General features: G+C 71.8%; 16 protein-coding genes. 5 read left to right on the forward strand and 11 right to left on the reverse strand.

The window, feature by feature from the left end; translation table 11 throughout:
- Positions 1 to 3: 3 nt before the first annotated feature.
- From ACTWNK_RS19395 to ACTWNK_RS19420, 6 genes are all read right to left on the reverse strand, one after another.
- Positions 4 to 1,029, reverse strand: coding sequence for a 2OG-Fe(II) oxygenase family protein (locus ACTWNK_RS19395; RefSeq protein WP_474305685.1), 1,026 nt, complete (start codon positions 1,027 to 1,029; stop codon positions 4 to 6).
- Positions 1,026 to 1,886, reverse strand: coding sequence for an alpha/beta fold hydrolase (locus tag ACTWNK_RS19400; RefSeq protein WP_474305687.1), 861 nt, complete (start codon positions 1,884 to 1,886; stop codon positions 1,026 to 1,028). Before ACTWNK_RS19400 ends, ACTWNK_RS19395 begins: the two co-directional genes overlap by 4 nt.
- Positions 1,887 to 1,926: 40 nt before the next feature.
- Positions 1,927 to 3,639, reverse strand: coding sequence for a dipeptide ABC transporter ATP-binding protein (locus tag ACTWNK_RS19405; RefSeq protein WP_474305689.1), 1,713 nt, complete (start codon positions 3,637 to 3,639; stop codon positions 1,927 to 1,929).
- Complete coding sequence (locus tag ACTWNK_RS19410; RefSeq protein WP_474305691.1) at positions 3,636 to 4,466, reverse strand: ABC transporter permease; 831 nt, start codon at positions 4,464 to 4,466, stop codon at positions 3,636 to 3,638. Before ACTWNK_RS19410 ends, ACTWNK_RS19405 begins: the two co-directional genes overlap by 4 nt.
- Positions 4,463 to 5,419 carry an ABC transporter permease gene (locus ACTWNK_RS19415; protein ID WP_474305693.1) on the reverse strand — a complete coding sequence of 319 codons (957 nt, stop codon included), beginning with the start codon at positions 5,417 to 5,419 and terminating at the stop codon, positions 4,463 to 4,465. Before ACTWNK_RS19415 ends, ACTWNK_RS19410 begins: the two co-directional genes overlap by 4 nt.
- Before the next feature lie 106 nt (positions 5,420 to 5,525).
- A complete protein-coding gene (locus tag ACTWNK_RS19420; RefSeq protein WP_474305695.1) occupies positions 5,526 to 7,151 on the reverse strand; it encodes an ABC transporter substrate-binding protein in 1,626 nt (541 codons plus the stop codon).
- Positions 7,152 to 7,375: 224 nt separating this feature from the next.
- On the opposite strand from ACTWNK_RS19420, the gene ACTWNK_RS19425 reads away from it, so the two are divergent.
- The 3 genes from ACTWNK_RS19425 (at position 7,376) to fabG (ending at position 10,219) form a co-directional block, all read left to right on the forward strand.
- Complete coding sequence (locus ACTWNK_RS19425) at positions 7,376 to 8,140, forward strand: SDR family NAD(P)-dependent oxidoreductase (protein WP_474305697.1); 765 nt, start codon at positions 7,376 to 7,378, stop codon at positions 8,138 to 8,140.
- 58 nt (positions 8,141 to 8,198) lie between these two features.
- On the forward strand, positions 8,199 to 9,389 hold the full coding sequence (locus ACTWNK_RS19430; protein ID WP_474305699.1) for a thiolase family protein: 1,191 nt from the start codon (positions 8,199 to 8,201) through the stop codon (positions 9,387 to 9,389).
- A 71-nt stretch (positions 9,390 to 9,460) separates the two neighbouring features.
- The gene (fabG, locus tag ACTWNK_RS19435; protein WP_474305701.1) at positions 9,461 to 10,219 is read left to right on the forward strand and encodes a 3-oxoacyl-ACP reductase FabG; all 759 of its coding nucleotides are present in this window, start codon (positions 9,461 to 9,463) and stop codon (positions 10,217 to 10,219) included.
- A 247-nt stretch (positions 10,220 to 10,466) separates the two neighbouring features.
- On the opposite strand, the gene ACTWNK_RS19440 is transcribed toward fabG, so the two are convergent.
- Positions 10,467 to 11,087: a YoaK family protein gene (locus ACTWNK_RS19440; RefSeq protein ID WP_474310945.1), complete on the reverse strand. Its 621-nt coding sequence runs from the start codon at positions 11,085 to 11,087 to the stop codon at positions 10,467 to 10,469.
- 527 nt (positions 11,088 to 11,614) lie between these two features.
- On the reverse strand, positions 11,615 to 12,031 hold the full coding sequence (locus ACTWNK_RS19445; RefSeq protein ID WP_474305703.1) for a MarR family winged helix-turn-helix transcriptional regulator: 417 nt from the start codon (positions 12,029 to 12,031) through the stop codon (positions 11,615 to 11,617).
- Between the two features lie 47 nt (positions 12,032 to 12,078).
- On the opposite strand from ACTWNK_RS19445, the gene ACTWNK_RS19450 reads away from it, so the two are divergent.
- On the forward strand, positions 12,079 to 12,840 hold the full coding sequence (locus tag ACTWNK_RS19450) for a dienelactone hydrolase family protein (RefSeq protein WP_474305705.1): 762 nt from the start codon (positions 12,079 to 12,081) through the stop codon (positions 12,838 to 12,840).
- Between the two features lie 84 nt (positions 12,841 to 12,924).
- Here ACTWNK_RS19450 and ACTWNK_RS19455 read toward each other — a convergent pair whose 3' ends face one another.
- Positions 12,925 to 14,157 (reverse strand): cytochrome P450 family protein, encoded by a 1,233-nt coding sequence (locus tag ACTWNK_RS19455; RefSeq protein ID WP_474305707.1) that lies wholly within the window; start codon positions 14,155 to 14,157, stop codon positions 12,925 to 12,927.
- Between the two features lie 95 nt (positions 14,158 to 14,252).
- Between ACTWNK_RS19455 and ACTWNK_RS19460 the strand changes: the two genes are divergently transcribed.
- Entirely contained in the window at positions 14,253 to 14,906 is a 654-nt protein-coding gene (locus ACTWNK_RS19460) for a TetR/AcrR family transcriptional regulator (RefSeq protein WP_474305709.1), read from the forward strand.
- A 470-nt stretch (positions 14,907 to 15,376) separates the two neighbouring features.
- On the opposite strand, the gene ligA is transcribed toward ACTWNK_RS19460, so the two are convergent.
- Together ligA and ACTWNK_RS19470 are read right to left on the reverse strand one after the other, a co-directional pair.
- Complete coding sequence (gene ligA, locus ACTWNK_RS19465; RefSeq protein WP_474305711.1) at positions 15,377 to 17,458, reverse strand: NAD-dependent DNA ligase LigA; 2,082 nt, start codon at positions 17,456 to 17,458, stop codon at positions 15,377 to 15,379.
- Between the two features lie 85 nt (positions 17,459 to 17,543).
- Positions 17,544 to 20,150, reverse strand: a complete 2,607-nt coding sequence (locus tag ACTWNK_RS19470) for a DUF7824 domain-containing protein (RefSeq protein WP_474305713.1) — start codon at positions 20,148 to 20,150, stop codon at positions 17,544 to 17,546.
- Positions 20,151 to 20,178: the final 28 nt, after the last annotated feature.

Below are 20,178 nucleotides of genomic sequence, written 5' to 3' on the forward strand. Positions count from 1 at the left end.
GTCCTAGGCCTCCGTCAGCTCGGCGACATACGGCCTGCCCGCACGCCACGCGGCGATCTGGTCGGGCCTGCCGAAGACCTGAAGGTAGTCCTCGACCTGGTTCTTGGCGCGGTCCCACTGCAGATGCGGCTCGAAGTCGGTGCCGTCGTCGCCGACGAACGGCGCGAGCGGCTCCACGACGGTGTCCAGCGACGGGTGCCAGAACACCGCCGTCGAACGCCTGGTCACCGTGCCGCCCGCGACGACGCGGTGCCGTCCGGCGCTCAGCCTGCCGTTGGTCCACTTGGCCAGCGTGTGCCCGGAGAAGACCTGCAGCGCGCCCGGCACGATCGGCACCGGCGTCCAGGCGCCGCCCGGCGTCTGGCCCTGCAGCCCCGCGTAGTCGCCGCGCTGGTGCAGCACGGTCAGCACGGAGCCGTCGGCATGTTCGAGCAGCAGCAGCTTCTCCTCCTCGCCCTGATCGCCGTCGTCGTGCGTCCAGGTCGGGTAGTCGTTGACGGTGAAACTCGTGTAGTACGGCCTGCCGCCCGTGGGGAAGGTCGTGGCGGGCACGTCCAGCACCTTGGCGTACAGCTCCAGCACCCGCTCGGCCACCCGCACCGAGGCGTCGTGGTAGGCAGCGGCCACCTCCGGCAGGTCGGGCTCGTCCTCGGGCCAGACGTTGGCATGCGAGTACAGCCCGGCATAGGCCTCGGGCACGCCCGCCGCCCTGGCCTCGTCGGCGGAGGAGAACTGCCCGATGTTGTAGCGCTCCAGCTCCAGGCGGCCGAAGTCGTCGGGCCACTGCCGCCAGCCCCGGAACGGATGGCCGGTCGGGCTGGCCAGCGCCGCCTTCTCCGCGCGCGGCTTGGCCAGCACCCGGCCGATCCGGTCGTGGAAGCCGTCGACGAGGTCGCCGGGCACGCCGTGGTTGACGACCTGGATGATGCCGATCGACTCGGCCGCCGTCCTGACGGTGGCGAGCAGCTCGGGCGGCGCGTCCTGGCCGAGGGCCAGCTCCAGGTCGACGACGGGGATCTGCGTGGTCATGAGGTACTCCTTGGTGTGGTGTCGAGCAGGTCGCGCAGGATGTGGGGCAGGTCGGCGTCGCCGCTCACGACGCGGGCGCCGGGCACGCGCTCGCGCAACGCGGCCACGGCGTCCTCGCCCAGCGCGCCCGATGCCGTGCGGACCAGCACGACAGGGGCCCGCAGGGCGGCCAGCGGCTCCCAGAGGGTCTCGTCGTCGAGCGGCTGGGGCTCCTCCAGTGCGCCGAGGTGGTGGCGCCAGGTCCACGACCCGTCGCTCTCCTGGACGCTCTCGTGGCGCACGTCGTCCCTCAGGTCGGACTCAGGTGCGTCCGGGCGCGTGGCCCGCAGGTTCTCCAGGCCCTCCTGGAGCGAGGCGTGGCCGCGTGGGGCGGGCGCGGGTGCGGGGGAGTGGCCGGGCAGGGTGTCGATCAGGACGAGCGCGCCGACCAGGTCCGGCGCCTTGGCGCCCACGGCGATCGCGGTCAGCGCGCCGAGCCCGGCCCCGACGAGGACACGCGCGCCCGGCGCGAACGACCTGACCGCCTCCACACTCGCCGCGGCCAGCCTGCGTGGCGCGTAGACGCCGTCGCCACGCCAGTTGGAGCGGCCGTGGCCCGGCAGGTCGAGCGCGAGAGCGGGCCTGCCGAGCGTCAGCAGCAGCCTGTCCCACGACCTGGCACTGCGGCGGGCCTCGTGCAGCAGCACCAGCCCGATGGGCGGCGCCCCCCAGGTGACGCCGCTGACATGACCGCCGGTGACGGTGCTGACCCAACGGCGTTGCACCTGCCGAGGGTCGGGCGCGGGCAGGCCGAGCTCCCGCGCGATCTCGGGGAGCGGGGCGAACTCCTGCTCGGGTACGGCCGGCTGGACGGGCAAGGGGGCCTCCTGGTGGTGCGTGGTGTGGACGAACGGGCGGTCAGACGGGCAGGTCGGCGGCGGCGACCAGCGCGGCGGTGTAGGGATGCTCGGGCGCGAGCAGGATCCGGTCGGCCGGTCCCTGCTCGACGAGGACGCCCTGGTGCATGACGGCGATCCGGTCGGCGAGGTAACCGACCACGGCCAGGTCGTGCGAGATGAACAGACAGGAGGTGCCGGTCAGGCGCTGCCGCTCGGCCAGGGCGTTCAGCACCCCCGCCTGCACGCTGACGTCCAGCGCCGAGACCGGCTCGTCGCACACCACCAGGTCGGGCGAGCCCGCGAACGCCCTGGCGATGGCCACGCGCTGCTTCTGGCCGCCCGAAAGGCGTCCGGGGCGCTGGTCGAGCAGCCGGGGGTCGAGGCCGGAGCGTTCGGCCAGCTCCTCGACGCCCGAAGGGTCGCCCAGCGCCCTGGCCAGGATGGTCCTGACCGTGTGGCTGGGGTTCAGGCTGGTGTCGGGGTCCTGGAAGACCATCTGGATGCGCCGCAGTGTGGCCCTGTCCCTGCGGCCGAGCGCCACGCCGTCGAGCAGGATCGAGCCGCCGCCCTTCGGGCCGAGCCCGGCGACCGCGCGGGCCAGGGTCGTCTTGCCGCTGCCCGACTCGCCGACCAGGCCGACGACCTCGCCCCTGCCGATCGTCAGGTCGACGCCGTGCACGACGGTGCTTCTGCCGTACTTCCTGGTCAGGCCGCGGACCTCCAGCAAGGGGCCGGAGCCGGGCGGCGGGGCGGGTGCGGGGGGCGGCTCGGGGGTGGGCTCGACGGCCGGTGAGCCGGGCAGGTGGCAGCGCACCAGGTCGTCGCCGAGCGCGGGCAGCACCCGGTGGCAGTGGTCGGTCGCGGAGGCGCAGCGCGGTGCGAAGCCGCATCCGGCCTGGACCTCGCCAGGCAGCGGCGGCCTGCCGCCGATCGCGACCAGCGGCCTGCTCCGGCGCGAGAGGCCGAGCCTGGGCGCGGCGCGCAGCAGGGCGGCCGTGTAGGGATGGCGTGCGGACGAGAGCACCTCGGCCGCCGGGCCCTCCTCGACCACGCGCCCGCCGTACAGGACGCCCACCCGGTCGCACAGCCGGCCGACCAGGCCGAGGTCGTGGCTGATCAGGACGACGGCGGCGCCGATCTCGGCACGCAGCGAGGCGATCAGGGCGAGGATCTCGCGTTCGACCGTGGCGTCGAGACCGGTCGTGGGTTCGTCCAGGACGAGCAGGCGCGGGCGTCCCGCCAGTGCCGCGGCGATCACCACGCGTTGCCGCTGCCCGCCGGACAGCTGGTGCGGGTACCTCCTCGCGGCGGCCTCGGGGTCGGGCAGTCTGACCCGGTCGAGCAGCGCCACCGCCTCGCGCCTGGCCTGGCTCCGGTCGCGGCCCTGCAGCCTGAGGACCTCGGCCAGTTGCGCGCCGACACGCATCGTCGGGTCGAGCGAGCTGCCCGCCTCCTGGTGCACGACCGCGAGCGAGGAGGCACGCCAGCGCCGCAGCGCGACGGGCGGCAGCTCCAGCACGTCGGACCCGTCGACCAGGACGCGTCCGGCGTCGATGCTCGCGCCCTGCGGCAGATGCCTGGCCAGCGCCCGGCCCACTGTCGTCTTGCCGCACCCGGACTCGCCGACCAGGCCGTAGGTCTGGCCGGGCGCGACCTCGAAACCGACGTCGGTGACGGCGGCCAGCCCCCGGTAGGAGACGGTCAGCCCCTCCACCCGCAGCCCCGCGCTCATGCCGCCTCCCAGCGCCCGCGCGAGGAGTCGGCGATCAGTGCGATGCCCACCACCAGCGAGGCGATGGCCAGCGCGGGCGCCAGTACCGTCCAGGGCGCGTGCTGCAGCCACACGCGGTTGTCCGACACCGATGCGCCCCAGTCGGGCGAGCCCGGCGGCTGCCCGAGACCGAGGAAGGACAGCGTGGCCGCGGCGAAGATCGCGTCGCCGAACCGGGAGGTGGCCTCGACCAGCACGGTCGGCCCGATGTTGGGCAGGATCTCCCTCGTCATCAGCGTGAGTGCGCGCTCGCCGCGCAGCCTGGCCGCCTCGACGTAGGGCTTCTCCCGTTCCACCAGCGTCGCCGCCCGCACCCCGCGCGCCACGATCGGCGTGAACGCGCCCGCGATGACCAGCACCATCACCGGCACCGAACGCCCCGCGAGCGCCACGAACAGCACGGTCGCGATGATCGCGGGAAAGACCGCGACGGCGTCGAGCACCCGCATGACGACCTCGTCCACCAGCCCGCCGAGTGTGCCCGCCGCCAGCCCGATCACCGTGCCGAGCAGTACCCCGAGCCCCGTGGCGAGCGGCGCGACGGCCAGGACCGGACGTGCGCCCGCGAGCATCCTGGAGAAGGTGTCACGGCCGAACTGGTCGGTGCCGAGCCAGTGCGCGCCGCCCGGCGCGGCGAACCTGCTCAGCGGGTCCTGCAACTCGGGATCGTACGGCGCCAGCCACGGCCACAGCAGCGCCACCAGCGCCCACGCCGCGACGACGACCACACCGGCGGCCAGTGCGACCCGGTAGCGCCGCCCGGCCGGAGGAAGCGAGAGCGCGCTCACGCGACCGCACCCCCCAGGCGTACCCTCGGGTCGAGCACCCGGTAGGTCAGGTCGGCGGCCAGCACGATCACCATGTAGAGCACCCCCAGCAGCAGCGCGGCGGCCTGCAGCGTCGGCAGGTCCTTGTCGACGGCCGAGGTGAGCAGCAACGCGCCGATCCCCGGGTAGTTGAACAGCAACTCGACCGAGACCAGCCCGCCGAGCAGGAACTGCAGCTGCACCGCGAGCGCACTGGTGGCGGGCACGGTCGAGTTGCGCAGCACGTGCCGCCTGACCACCTGCGCCCTGGTGGCCCCGCGCAGCTCCGCGGCCCGCGCGTAGGCGCTCTCCACCGAGGCGACGGTGCTGGCCCGCACGTGCCTGGCGACGTACCCCGTGCACAGCAGGACCAGGCTCAGCGCGGGCAGCAGCAGATGGGTGAGCCGGGTCAGCGGGGAGGCGTCGGGCGGCGCCTGCGCCGTCGAGGGCAGCCAGCGCAACCGCACGGCGAACACCACCAGCAGCACCACCCCCGTCACGAACTCGGGCACGGCCCCGAACGCCAGCCCCGTGACGCTGATCGCCCGGTCGGCGGGCCGGGCGTGCCGGGTGCCCGCGAGCACCCCGAGCGTCAGCGCCACCGGCACCAGCAGGACGAACGCCAGCGCGCCGAGCAGGAGGGAGTCGCCGAGCCGGTCCAGCACCAGGTCGCGCACGGGCACGCCGAGGGTGTGGGAGCGGCCCCAGTCGCCGGTGCAGAAGCCGGCCAGCCAGTCCAGGTAGCGCTCAACGGGCGGCCGGTCCAGGCCGAGCTGCGAGCGCAGCGCCGCGACCGACGCCTCGCTCGCCTCGCGGCCGAGTATCGTACGGGCCACGTCGCCGGGGACGAGGTCGGTCGCGGCGAAGACCAGCGCCGAGACCACCAGCAGCGTGAGCGGGATCGCGGCGGCCCGCCGCAGCAGGAACGCCCTCACCGGCGATCGCCCTTTCGCGCGCGGAGGCCTGCCTGGCCGCCGCCCACCGCGCCGGGCCGCAGCTTCACAGTGCCGAGACCTCGCTTCGCAGCGCCGAGCCGCAGCTTCACAGTGCCGAGACCTCGCTGAAGTCGACGTAGCTCGCCGGATGCGCCTGCACGCCGGTGAACCTCGTGCCGTTGTAGGCGCGTACGGTGCCGCTCCAGACCGAGACGATGACCGGGACGTCCTCGTGCAGGGCCTTGGCGATGATCGCGGCCTGTTCGGCGCGTGCCTCGTCGGTGGTGGCCGCGTCGTAGGCCTCGGCCGCCGCGTCGAGCGCCGGGTTGGCGTACTTGGCGCCGTTCCAGACGCCGCCGCTCTTGACCATCGGGATGATGAACTGGCTCGGCACCGCACGCCCCGCCCAGCCGACCAGCGTCGCGGTGGCGAACAGCCAGGGCGTGTCCTTCTTCTGGTCGCCGCCGTAGAAGTCGCCCGAGGTGCGCTGGTCGAGGGTGACCTCGATGCCGACCTGCTTGAGCTGGTTCTGCACGGTCAGGGCGAAGTCCTTGCCCGAAGGCTCGAACGTCAGCGGGAACGACAGCTTCCGGCCGCCGAGCAGGGCGGCGACCTTCGCCGGGTCCTTGGCCCGCTGCGCGATGTCGCCGGGCGCGGCCGGGAACAGCGGGGCGAACAGATGGTCGTTGCCGAGCGCGCCGACATCGTCGTAGATCGTGGCGTTCACACCCGGCCGGTCGAGGGCGTAGGCGACGGCCTGCCTGGCCTCCTTGCGGTCGAAGGGCGGCTGGTCGACGCGGAAGGTGAAGGCGGTCAGCCCGGTGCCCGCCACCTGGTCGACGACGATGTCGCCCGTGCCCTTGAGCGGGCCGACGAGCGCGGGCCTGCTGAGGATCTGGGCGTCGATCTCGCCGCTCTGCAGGGCCAGCAGGTCGGCCTGGTCGTCGGCGTAGAACTTCACCTCGACGCCGTCGAGGTGGGGAAGGCCCGAACGCCAGTACGCCGGGTTGCGCACGAGGGAGGCGCCGGTGGAGGCGTTGTAGGACTTCAGCAGGAAGGGGCCGGTGCCGATCGGCTTGCCGATGAAGTCCCCGGCGAAGTCCTTCTTCAGGATCACCGCGTTGTAGTTGCCCGCCGAGACCAGGTAGGGAAAGTCGGAGAACGCACGCTGCAGCGTGAACGCGACCGTGCCGGCGTCGACGACACTCACCCCGCCCTCGGCCAGCACACTGTCGAAGGCCGACAGCGCCGCCGACTTGCCTTCCGGGTCGAGCAGCCGATCGAAGGAGGCCTTGACGGCCTCGGCGTCCAGCGGCGTGCCGTCGGAGAACGTCACCCCCTGCCGCAGGCGGAACGTCCATCGCTTGCCGCCGTCGTGCGCCTCCCACGTCTCGGCCAGCGCCGGTTTGAGGGAGAAGTCGCGGTCGAGCCAGATGAGGTAGTCGGCGACGAGCTGCACGATGGCGATGGCGCTGCCGTCGTACATGCTGACCGGGTTCAGCTCGGTCGGCGGCGGCGGCGACCCCGCCTTCAGCACGCCGCCGCGCTTGGGCTTGGCCGTACTCGCCGACGGCCGGGCCACCGCGGCGCCGTCGGGCGCGGGCTCCCCCGCACAGGCGGCGAGTACGGCCAGCGCCATCGCGCCCGTCCCGCCGATGAACAGTCGCCGCGACAGGCCGGGCAGCCGGGTGAACACGTCGTCGCCGGGGGGTGGTGTGGAGCGTGTGAACATATTCATACTATTCAGGTAGGAATTGTGGGACGTCAACCCCTTAAGTGGTTATGGCGGGATACGGCAGGCGTCGGGCGCGGTGTCGGGTTCGTACGGAGGGTTACCGGTTCCGCCCGGAGTTCGGGGCGGCTGTCGCTGTCCCCGGACCGGACGCGACAGCCGGGGTCACTGGAGGGGGCTCGTTCACGTTGAGCCGCAAGCTCATCACGGAAGGACTGGTTGAAATGACCGATCAGGTTGTCGTCGTCACCGGAGCCGCCTCAGGCATCGGCCTGGCCACCGCCCTGCTGTTCGCCGAACGAGGGGCCAGGGTGGTCGCCGTCGACGTCGCCGCCGACCGGCTCGCCGCGGCCCTGCCCGACGGCGATCATGTGCGTACCCTCGCCGGGGACGTCTCGGCCGAGGAGACCGGCGAGGCGATGGTGGCGCTCGCGGTGGAGGAGTTCGGCGGGCTCGACACCGTCGTGCTCAACGCCGGGATCGGCGGCGCGGGCCCGCTGGAGTCGCCCGGCGCCGTCGACCGGCTCGACCGCATCCTCGCCGTCAACGTCAGAGGCGCCGCCCTCGGCATCCGCGCCTCGCTGCCCGCCCTGCGCGCCCGGGGCGGCGGCTCGGTCGTCGTCACCTCGTCGATCTCCGGGCTGCGCGGCGACCCCGGCGTCTGGGCGTACAACGCGGCCAAGGCCGCCCTGATCAACCTGGTACGCGCCACGGCGCTCGACTACGCCAGTGAAGGCATCAGGGTCAACGCCATCGCGCCAGGAGCCACGGCCACCGCCCTCACCGAAAGCGTGCTCGGCCACCCCACGCTCGGCCCGTCCATCACCGCCCGGATTCCGCAACGCCGCTGGGCCGATCCGAGGGAGCAGGCCGAGGTGATCTGGTTCCTCGCCTCACCGGCCGCCTCGTACGTGACCGGTGTGACGATCCCGGTGGACGGCGGCCTCACCGCCGGCACCGGCCTGCTGTCGGGGCCGCCTGGGCGGTGACACGATGGTGGGCAGTGCGCGGCCGTCTTTCGCGGGGTCGCCCGGGAAGGAGCGCCCGATGCGTCCTGTGTACTTCGTCGCCGCCAGGCGTACCCCCATCGGCAGGTTGCGTGGCGCGCTGTCCACCGTCAGGCCCGACGACCTGGCGGCGGGCGTGGTCGCCGGGCTGCTCGGCGACGTACCAGGCCTGGACCCCGCCCTGATCGACGACGTGTACTGGGGAGCGGCCAACCAGGCGGGCGAGGACAACCGGAACGTCGCCCGCATGGCCGTACTGCTGGCCGGGCTGCCGCACTCGGTGCCCGGCGCGACCGTCAACCGGCTGTGCGCCTCCGGTCTTGAGGCGATCACCTGCGCCGCGCGCGCCATCGCCTCGGGCGAGGCCGACATCGTGCTCGCGGGCGGTTCCGAGTCGATGAGCAGGGCGCCGTTCGTGACCGCCAGGCCGGACGAGGCGCTGCCAGGGCGGCTCGACACCGTCGACACCAGGCTCGGCTGGCGGCTGGTCAACCCGAGGATGAAGGACCTGCACGGTGTACTGGCGATGGGCGAGACGGCCGAGGAGGTCGCGGCCAGGCACGGCATCGGCAGGCAGCGCCAGGACGCCTTCGCCCTGCGCAGCCACCGCCTGGCCGCCGCCGCCAGGGACGCGGGCCGCTCCCAGGCCGAACTCCTCCCCGTGACCAGGCCCGACGGAACACTCGTCGAGACCGACGAGGCCATACGCGCCGACACCTCCGCCGAACGCCTGGCCGCGCTCAAGCCCGTCTTCCGCGACGGCGGCACGGTCACCGCGGGCAACTCCTCGCCCATGAACGACGGCGCGGCCGTCCTGCTGCTGGCCGGCGAGGAGGCCGTACGCGCTCACGGCCTGGAGCCTCTCGGCCGGTACGCGGGCGGCGCGTCGGCAGGCGTCGAGCCCGACGTCATGGGCCTCGGTCCCGTGCCCGCCACCCGCAAGGCCCTGGCGAGGGCAGGCTGGCAGGCGTCCGACCTGACGGACATCGAACTGAACGAGGCGTTCGCCGCCCAAGCCCTGGCTTGCGTGGACGAACTCGGCCTTGATCCTGACCTGGTCAATCGTGACGGTGGCGCTATCGCGCTCGGGCATCCGCTGGGGTGCTCCGGGGCGCGGATCATGGTGACATTGCTGCACCGCATGCGACGTACGGGCAGTGGCAAGGGCTTGGCCACGATGTGCGTCGGCGTGGGACAGGGGACGGCCGTACTGGTGGCAGGGGCTTCGTGACCGGCGCATCCACGGCGGCCTCGTGGACCTTTGGCCGGGTTCAGATGACCAGGGACAGGAGTGATGGGCACATGGGACGTTTTTCCGGCAAGGTGGCGATCGTCACGGGAGCCGCTCAGGGCATCGGGGCGGCCACCGCGACCCGCCTGGCCAGCGAGGGCGCGGCCGTGGCCGTCGTGGACCTCACCGCCGAGCGATCCTCGGCCACCGTCGAGGCGATCACCGAGGCGGGCGGCGTGGCGAGGGCCTACGGCTGCGACGTGTCCGACAAGGAGTCGGTCGACGAGGTGTTCGACCGGGTGGCCGCCGACCTGGACGGCCTGCACATCCTGGTCAACAATGCCGGGATCACCCGCGACAACCTGTTCTTCAAAATGACCCCCGACGACTGGCACACCGTCCTGAACGTCAACCTCACCAGCGCCTTCACCTGCAGCCAGGCCGCACAGAAGATCATGGTCGCCCAGCAGTACGGCAAGATCGTCAGCCTGAGCAGCCGCTCGGCCCTCGGCAACAGAGGCCAGGCCAACTACGCCGCCGCCAAGGCCGGCATCCAAGCCCTCACCGCCACCCTGGCCATCGAACTGGGCCCGTACAACATCAACGTCAACGCCGTCGCCCCCGGCTACATCGCAACACCGATGACAGCGGCAACAGCGGTCCGGGTGGGCACGAGCCCCACCGACCACCAGAAGGCGGCAGCCGAGCGCACGCCTCTGCGCCGGGTGGGAAGGCCTGAGGAGGTGGCATCGGTGGTCGCATTCCTGGTGAGCGAGGACGCCTCGTACGTGAGCGGACAGACGTTGTACATCAACGGCGGCGCACGCTGAGGTGCCGGCGGGCCACATCCAACGCCAGCGCTGCCGGACGAGGTGACCGGACGAGGTGACCGGTTGAGGTGACGCGGAGGTGCGGAGGCTCGGGGACGGCAGCGTCACGCTCACCGCCAACCGCTTCCGACACCGCAAACACGGGCCCTCCCCGGTCAGCCCCTTCCCACCAGAGCTTCACCGCCAGCCCCTCTCCAGCCGCAGCCCCACCGCCGGGCGGGCCGGACGGCGAGGAGAAGGCCAGGCGTCAGCGACGTCGCACGCGTCCGGCGGCGAAGGCCACGGCCAGGAGCAGGAGCAGGGCCGGAGTGAGGGCGACGGCGGCTCCGGCGTGCAGGTGCAGCAGGGAACCGCACAGGGCGCCCACGAACATCGCGGCGATCGACACCAGCCGCCTGCGCCGAGCCCGTACCCCAGCCGGACTGCCGGCATCGGCGGCCAGGCCGGTGACCGTGCGCGTCAGTACGGTCGTCGTGAGGTCGGGCACGTCGAGCGTGCGGACGACCGAGTTCTGCAGCCCCATCCCACACCCCAGCAGCCCGATGAGCACCGCACGAACCTCAGGCCTGTCCAGCCCGGCCACCAGATCGACCCCAATGGCCAACGCCACCAGTACGGCATGCGCCAACGTGATCACCGCGAACATCGTCTCGCCCCGCGACGCCCGCTCGGCGACCCTGCCTCCCGCCCAAGCCCCCACCCCGAACGCCCCGATCGCCAGCAACGACGCCCACGCCGACAACTGAACAGCCCCACCCAGCGCGAACCCAAGAAACACGACATTTCCCGTCATGTTCGCGACGAACACCCGATCCAGCCCCAGAAAACTCACCGCATCGACCAGCCCGGTCACCACGGTCAACACCACCAACAGCGCCGGTATCTCCCCATGGGCATTACCCCCACCGGGAAACAACCCATCAGAAGCCCGCCGCAACCAACCCCACATATCCCGTCCTCCACCCTCGCGCCACCGCCTCGCCAACACTCCTCGCCGTGCGTCCGTGCGTCCGTGCGTCCGTGCGTCCGTGCGTTGACCTGGCCTTTTTCCTGCCCCGATTGGCGCTCCGGATCTATCTGGATCGGCGCAATGGGCTTCCGATGTCCGGAAAGGTAGCGGCCGTTTCTTTCTGCGCAGCCTGCGATTTCTCTGTTCGGTAGCCCGCCTGCGTGCGGGCTTTCTCTGTGCCGGTCCCGGTTTCTGTTGTTCCCGACGCTCGTCCCGGGTTCTTCTCGCTTGGGTCAACTTCGACTCTTCTCGGCCTGAGCCGCCACCGGTCTTGAGTCTCCCCGTCGGCCCGCGAGCCGTACCGACACATCTTGTCGCACTCAGACGCCGAACACCCGGACGCCCAACTCCCCGCACCACAATCGGCCACCCGAACGCCCCACGCCCTACATCAGATCAGCCAGCCGATCCAACACCGGCAGAGCGGCCTCCAGGCGAGCGCGTTCGTCCGGCGTGAGGGCGTCGAGGGCGGTGGCGAGGTGTTCGGTGATCATGCGTTCGCGGCTGCCGAGGGTCTGGGTGCCGGAAGCGGTGATCGCGGTGATGACGCGGCGGCCGTCGGCGGGGTCGGGGGTGCGTGAGACGAGGCCCCGGCGGTGCAGGCCGCCCACGACCGTGCCGATGGCCTGGGCGGTGATGCGCTCCAGGTGGGCGAGTTGGGCCGAGCTCTGCGCGCCGTCGCGTTGCAGGCGGCTCAGGACGGCCAGTTCGGTGAACGACACGTCCTCGTCGGCGGTGGTGTAGAGCTGCCGGATGCGCCGGGCGAGTCGTCCGATGGCGATCCTGAGGTCCTGGGCTGACATGATACCAATTCTAGCTTTATCAATCTGGCTTTGGTACCTTCCCTGCCATGTGTTACGACTCCGACTCCGTCCCGCCCGCTCACACGGCCGTGCCTGCCACCTCCGTGGAGTCCGGCCCGGTCACCCTCACCTCGTCCGACGGCTCCACGTTTGCCGCCTACCAGGCCGTACCCGCGCGGATCGCCGGTGCGGGCGTGGTCGTCCTGCCCGATGTGCGCGGTCTGCATGACTTCTACAAGCAGTTCGCCGTACGCCTGGCCGAGCAGGGCCACCCGGCCATCGCCATCGACTACTACGGCAGGACCGCGACCGACGACGACCGGGGCCCGGACTTCCCGATCATGGAACATGCGCCGAGCCTGTCCCGCCCGGCCATCCAGGCCGACCTCATCGCCGCCGCATCGCATCTCGGCGGCCCCGTCGTCCCGCTGGGCTTCTGCATGGGCGGGCGCAACGCGTTCCTGGCCGCCGAGGAGCGTTTCGGCTTCGCCGGTGTGATCGGCTTCTACGGCGTACCCGGCATCGCCCCGCCGTACGGCCCAGGGCCCACACAGGAGGCCGACCGCCTGACCGCGCCCCTGCTCGGCCTGTTCGGCGGCGCCGACGCCGGTATCCCGGAGAGCGAGATCACCCTGTTCGACCAAGTGCTGCGCCAGGAACACGAGGTGGTCGTGTACCCCGGAGCACCACACGGCTTCTTCGACGCATCGGCGGGGGAGCGGCACGAGCAGGCGTGCGCCGACGCTTGGGCACGTGTCCTGCGTTTCCTCCGCGAAAAGGGGAGGCGCGGCGGCGCATCCAAAGACTGACTCGCCGAGCCGCCAACCGCCAGGGCAGGAAGCATACCCACCCTTCCTCCCGCCGCCTTCAGTGTTGGCGACCGGACGACCGCCCTACCAGGTGACCGGCAGACGGGCAGGCCCGACATCGGCATAACCCCGTACCCACGCAATCTCCCCCACCGGTACGGCCAGCCGCAGCGCAGGCGCATGCTCGGCAAGCGCCTGAAGCGCGGCCGCCACCTCCAGCCGAGCCAGCGCCGCGCCCAAACAGTGATGAGCCCCCCGACCGAACGCGATATGCCGATCCAAGCCCACCTCCCCGCCCTGCCGTTCGACGGACGAACTCACGCCGCTCACGCCTCCACCAACTCCTGCCGCCCCTCCGGGGGCCCCGACCTCGGCGTCAGCGTCAGCATCCATCTGAACACCGCCACCGCCCACCCCAAACCGGCGCGGATCATGATTGGCCGCCTCGACCCGAGCCAGCACCATGTCCCCGACCGCCAGCCGTACCCCCTCCAGCTCCACCTCGGCGTTCACCCAGCGAGGCATGACCTCCCCGATCAAGCCGGACACCCGTCTGATCGCCTCCTCGACACCGTCGACGGGCCCCTCGGTGATCATTTGGGCGGCGGCGACCGAGATGGCGTTGCGGGCGCTCAGGTACCCGGCCTCGACCAGGACCATGGCCATCGCGGCCAGTTCGGCGTCGCTCAGCCGTCCGTCGTCGGCGTCCCGTACCTCGATCAACGAGCTGAGCAGGTCGTCGCCCGGCTGCTCGCGCTTGGCCTCGACCAGCTGCACGGCGTAGTCGCGCAGCGACTGCATGGCCTTCGTCATCGCGTCGAAGTCCGGCGTGCCGACGACCAGCAGGGCGCTCTCGGCCCACTCCCTGAGCGACTCGCGCTCCGCGGCCGGTACGCCGATCAGCTCGCCCAGTACGCCGATCGACATCGGGATGGCCAGATCGGCGACGAGGTCGGCGGGCTGCCCGGCCTCGACCATGGATCGCACCAGCCGGGTCGCCAGCTCCTCGATCCGGGGCGCCATCTCGGCGATCCGCCTGGGTGTGAAGCTCTTCGACACCAGACGCCGTAGCCGCGCATGCCCTTCGCCGTCCTGGAACAGCGTGTCGTTGCCCGGGTACCCTCCCGGCGGGCTGACCCCGAACCGCGCATCGGTCAGTACGGTCACCACGGCGTCGTACGACGTGACGAGCCACCCCTCCTGTCCTTCAGGCGTGATCACCCTGGTGACGGGCTCGCTCTCCCGCAACTGCGCGTACGCGGGCGGCGGGCGCAACGGGTGCGGCCGGTCGAGCGGCAGAGTTCTGATCGCAGACATGTGCGAACCTCCGGAAGGCGATTGGCAATACGACTGCAACGTAACAAAGCGTGGCGGTCTATGGCAATACGACTGCAATGTGAAAAGATGAGCCGGTGCCGAAGAAGGTCGACAACCACGCCCGCCGCAAGCAGATCGCCGACGCCCTGACCCGTGTGGCCGCCACCCGTGGCCTTGAGGCGGTGAGCCTTCGTCACGTGGCCGACGAGGCCGGCGTGTCCACCGGCATGCTCCAGCACTACTTCCGGACAAAGGACGAAATGATGACGTTCGCCATGGACGTGGTCCGAGACAACGTCGCAGCCCGCCTCCAGTCCGACCTGGACCCCGCCCAACCCCCCAAGGCCCTCGTCCGCAGCCTCCTCGTCCAACTCCTCCCGCTGGACGAGCCCCGCCTCCACGACGCCCACGTCGCCCTCGCGTTCTACGCATACGCCGCAGTACGCCCGGCCATCGCCGCCGACCTACGCGACAACACCACGCAGATGCGTACGTTCATCGCCGGACAGTTGGAGGCCGCAGGCAAGCCGTCCCCGGCAGCGGCCACGGCCCTGACGGCCCTCATCGAGGGATTGGCCATCCAGGTGGTCGGCGATCACTACACGCCGGAGGAAGCCCTGGCGGCGTTGGACGCCCAACTGGACCTGCTGTTCGGGGAAGGGGAAGGGGGAGAAAAGAGGGGAGGGGGAGAAAAGGGAGGAGGGGAAGGGAGGGGCGAAGGGGGAGCCGAGCAGGCAAGGCCCTGTTGAGAGTCGGCCACCCGACAGAAGCGGAAATATGCCCAAAAATCCGCCACCGCCCAACAATGTCCCGCTGTTCCGCTTCGTCGACGACGAGATGGAACACAGCCTGGAAGGAGCACGTCTCGACGACGAGACCAGCTTCTCCTGTGCGATCGGAGAGGCGATCAAAGGCTCCGGCGGTTACCTCGGATCAAGCCCGGGCGGCTTCCATGTCTGGAAAGGCGATCAACGGCCCCGGCGGTTACCTCGGATCAAGCTCGGGCGGCTTCCGCGTCTGCGTGGTCATGAGCTACCGCCAGGAACCCCAGATGCGGCCGGTGCGGCGAGACCGCGAGTGCAGCAAGGACCTGCTGGGCGAGGAATCCAGGTCGGACGTCGTGGACATTTTCCCCGAAACGGAGATCAAAGGTCATCCCCGAATGACCGCCCCCAGCCCCAGCGCCCAGCGCTCCACCCCGCTCAGCGCTCCACCCCCCTCAAAGCACGAACTCCCCCACCAGCTCCGCGAACTCCTCCGCCGTAGCGATACGCACCCCCAACGCCTCCGCCTTGGCCGCCTTGCTCCCGGCCTTCTCACCGGCCACCACCAGCGAGGTCTTCCCCGACACACTGGAAGAAGCCTTGCCCCCCGCGCGCTCGATCAACTCATTCATCTCGTTACGCGACAGAGCAGCCAGCGGACCGGTCATGGAACCGGTGACCACCACCGACATACCAGACAGAGGAAGCGACGAATCAGGCTCGGAAGCCGAGGCCGCCGACTCGGGAGTCCAGGGCGTGACACCGGGCTCGGTCATGTTGACCCCGGCGGCGATGAGCTTGTCGATGAGGTCGGACAGCTCCTCCAGCTCGGCGATGATGACGGGAGCCTTCTCCGGGCCGATGCCCTCCACCAGCTGCACGGCTTCGAGGCCGGCCCCGCGGATGGCCTCCATGGTGCCGAAATGGCGGGCGAGGCGGCGGCTCATCGACCGGCCGGTGCCCCGGACCCCGAGTGCGCAGAAGACGCGGCTGAGCGGCTGGCGCTTGGCCTGCTCGAAGGCGGCCAGCAGGTTGTCGGTCGAGGTCTCGCCCATGCGGTCGAGGCTGAGGATCTGCTCACGCGTGAGGGAGAACAGATCGGCGAAATCGACGATGAACCCGGCGTCGAGCATCTGCTGGATCCGGTTGTCGGCCAGCCCGGCGATGTCGAGCTGGTCGCGACTCGCGGCGTAGCCGATGGAGGCGATGGCCCGGCAGCCGCGACCTCGGACGCAACGCCAGCGCTCCTGGGAGGTGTCGATGGCGTCGCCGCACGATGGGCACACCTCGGGAATGGCGATCGGCTGCTCGGAGCCGGTGCGCAGATGCACGACGGGGGCCTCGACGCGGGGAATGACGTCGCCCGCCTTGTAGACCACCACACTGTCGCCCAGCAGCAGGCCGCGACGGGTGATGTCGGCGACGTTGTGCAGGGTGGCATAGGTGACGACACTGCCGTCGAGCTCGACCGGCTCCAGCACGGCGCGAGGGGCGATGACGCCGGTGCGGCCGGTGTTCCACTCGACGGCCAGCAGCTTGGTGATCTTCTCGGTCGCGGGCAGCTTGTAGGCGATCGCCCAGCGCGGGGCCCGCGAGCTGAACCCGGCCTGCGCCTGGTCGGCGGCCAGATCGCACTTGATCACAATGCCGTCGATGCCGAACGCCAGCTCCGCGCGCAGGGCCGCGATCCGGTCGACGCGCTCCTGGATCTCGGCCACCGTCGAGACCACGACGCCGGGCACCGGCGTGACCGACGTGGTCTGCACGCCCTGGCCCGCGATCCACGCCATCACCTCGCTGTGCGGGAGCTCGCGGAGCCGCACGGCGAGGTCGGAGGTGTCGTCGGGCAGGGGGAGCGCCCCGTAGGAGAAGAACGTCAGCTCGCACACATAAGGCCGGTCCTGGGCGCGCAACGTGCCCGCGGCGGCGCTGCGCGGATTGGCGAACGTCGTGCCGTCATGCGCCGTGCGCTTGGCACACGCCTGCTCGAACTGCTCGGCCGTCATCATCACCTCGCCGCGCAACTCCACCGTGACCGGCTCGGCCAGCTGCTCGGGCAGCCCGACGACGGTGCCGATCGCATGCGAGACGTCCTCACCGGCCGTGCCGTCGCCACGGGTGACGAGCTGGACCAGACGACCACGCCGATAACGCGCCGAGATCGCCAGGCCGTCGAGCTTGGGCTCCACACTCCACGTGGTCACAGGACGGCCGAGCCGGCGCTCCAGCGACGCCGCCCACTCCACCAGCTTGTCCGGTCCGAACACATTGTCCAGGCTCAGCATCGGCACGGTGTGCGGCACGTCGCCCACCACCGCGCCGCCCGCCACCTTGCCGGTCGGCGAACCGGGCAGAACCTCGTCGGGATGCGCCTGCTCATAGGCCTCGATCCCGCGCACCAGCCTGTCGTAGGCGTCGTCGTCAAGGGAGGAGGTGCCGTCGGCATAGTAGGCGGCGGCGGCGTCGACCGCGAGCTGAACCGACTCGGCATAGGCGGCGGAGTCGGCGATCAGAGTCACAGGGGGTGCGTCGTTCATACCTCCATCATGCCAATCGCCACCGACAATTCCCGAGCCGCAGACAGCCGCTGAGCTGGCGTGTTGCATCCCGAGGGCAAGCCGGTCAGCGAGACGTGAGGTCCGTCAACCGGCGGCACTCCCGGCCCAGATCGCTGGCCCGGCCCTTCGGCGCGGCGGCCAGCGCCTCCACACCGGCCACGGTGTCGCGCGCGTCGGCCCACCCCGCGACCTCCACCGCCAGCCGTACGACCTTGGCCAGGCCCGCCCGAGGCCGTTGCCCGGGTTCGGGCAGCAGGGCGGGAAGCAAGGTCAGCAGGACCTGCCAGACCTCGCGATGCGCCCCGCGCACGGCCGCGTCACGCAAGGCGTCGACCACGTGCGGCTGGCTCGCCCACGACCAGCGCAGGAGGACGGCGAGCTGGCGGCCGAGTTCGGCGGCGGGCACCTGGCCCCGGGCCGCCAGCGTGAGCAGGACCGACACACTGTCGGAGGAGTACCTGCGGGCCAGCGCGTCCGCCAGCAGCAGCGCCACGGCCGGACCGCACGGCCCGTCGGCGGCGGCCAGCGCCTTCAGCCGGGGGAGGGTGACGTCCGCATAGTCGTACACATGCGGAAAGTACGGCAGCGCGTGCACGGCGACGACCTCGCGGTGCGAGGGCAGAATCGCGGGCCACCACGTCATCGCGGGGCCGTACACCGTGCGCCGTTCGGGCGAGGGCTCGGCGAGCAGCTCGTCGATGAGGTCGTGCCCGGTCGCTGACGCACGAAGGTACGGCAGCGGGCGCAGGTTCAGGGGAGCGGAGGAGGGAAGGCGTTCGTCCAGGTGGTGGCGGGTGCCGTCCTCGTCGTAGACCCAGCGGACAGCCGTCTCGGGATCGGCGAGACCCGGCCCCGCCAGCCAGCGCGCGACCGTGCGGGAGGCGTCGGACGTCAGGCGGGCGGCCCCGGCGGCGGCCTCGGGATGCGGCCCGCGCGGCAGCCGGAGCAGGGCCTGCTGCAGGTCGGCGGGGAGTACGGCGGCGTGCTCGCGTTCGCAGGCGGCCAGCCGGTCGACCAGCACGTCCGGGTCGAGCGCGCCGGTCGTCGAGGTCGGCGTGGCCAGCAGGAGCGGCGGCGCCGTCCCGCTCCTGACCGCCTCCAGCACCTCGGCCCAGCGCCGCAACTGGAACATCTCCGGCGCCGGAACGTCGTCGCGCTCCGGCAGCACCATGACGGCGGGGGAGTGCGGCCTCCCCGGCCGCCCGGCGGCTGACACCTCCGGCTCCGGCCGCGCCAAGGGGGCGTCCTCGGTCAGCTCCCGTATGACCGCGTCACGCCAGTGCGCCGGCCGCCTGCCCACCTCGCGCGTCTCCGTCACCAGCATCGGGCGCAACGCCTGCCTGTCGCCGTGATCGTGAGCGGCCACGCGTACCAGCCCGCCCAGCCAGAGCTCGTGCCACACCACACTGCCCAGGCTCTCGCCGAGACGTACGAGCTCCTCGACCGTCTCCGGAACGGCAGGAAGCCGCCCGGGCCGCGTCACCTCGGGAAGCGTCGAGGGGGCAGGCGGCTGCTCGGCGGCATCCGCCCGCTCCCCGAGCACCTCGGCGAGCGACTCCCCGAGATCGGCGGGCAGGTTCGCGGCGCCCTCGCGGACACGCGCGACGCCATCGGGCCCGAACAGCCGGGCGTGGCGGCGCGTCACCTGTACGGCACGCTCCAGCACCTGGCCGGACGCATGCTGGAACGCCGATGCCAAGGCGGGGGCCAGCTCGTCGGCCCGGTCGGGGCTGCGGCGTAACACCTGGTCGAGCCAGCCCAGCCCGGCGCGTACCAGGGTGGCCTCGGCCCGGAACAGCAGTGCCTCCAGCGCTTGCGCGAGGTCGATATCCCCGTCCAGGCGCCGCAGCTCCCGAAGCGCGAGCGCGGCGACGGGCCCGGCCGATGCCCCCAGCAGCCGGACGTAGTCGTCCCGCCGTGCCCCGGACTCGGCGACGCTCGGCGCGAGCGAATCGTGCAACCGTACGAAGAAGCGAAGATGCTGGGCGCTTCCCCCGCGCAGGAAACGTCCGACGCACGCGTCGAGCAACGCCTGCCGGGTGCCGTGCGCCACGATCACGGCCGTCCACTCGCCGGTCAGCACCCGCCCGGCGCCTTCGGCCTCGAAGACCCTCGGCGACAGCACCCCGGCCAGCCGATCGCCCTCGACCGGCCCGGCGCTCAGCCAGGCCAGCACGAGCGCGTCGTTGGCGGGCGGGTCGATGCCGGTGTCACGCAGCAGCGCCAGCGCCAGCGGCGCGCCGGGGTCGCGGGCGCCGCGCACCTTGGCGGCCAGCCGGGCGGCGAGGTCGGCACGCCAGGCGGGGGAGCGCGGGGCGAGCACGCGCAGCACCGTCCCGGGATCGCCGTACGCCGACCCGCCCTCGGCCCGCCCCCAGGTCAGCAGGTCGCGCCGGGTGACCCAGGCGGCCACCGCGGCGGCGGAGCTCAGGGTGCCCGCCCCGGCGAGCCGGACGAGCTCGGCCCACTGCGGACGCCTGGCGGCCTCGGCACGGTCGCGGATCACCGGGATCAGGGCGCGCAGCCGCTCGGCGACCATGCGCCGTTCGCCTTCGGACAGGACGAGCAGGCGTTCGAGGAGGGCCTCGGCGTCGCCGTCGTCGATGACGTCCCTGACCTCCTCGACGACGGTGCGTGCGCGATGGCCTGGCCTCGAATCCGCTGCGGTCATGCCGCACACCCTAGAACCCACCCCCGAC

Source organism: Nonomuraea sp. IBHARD001 (assembly GCF_056106265.1).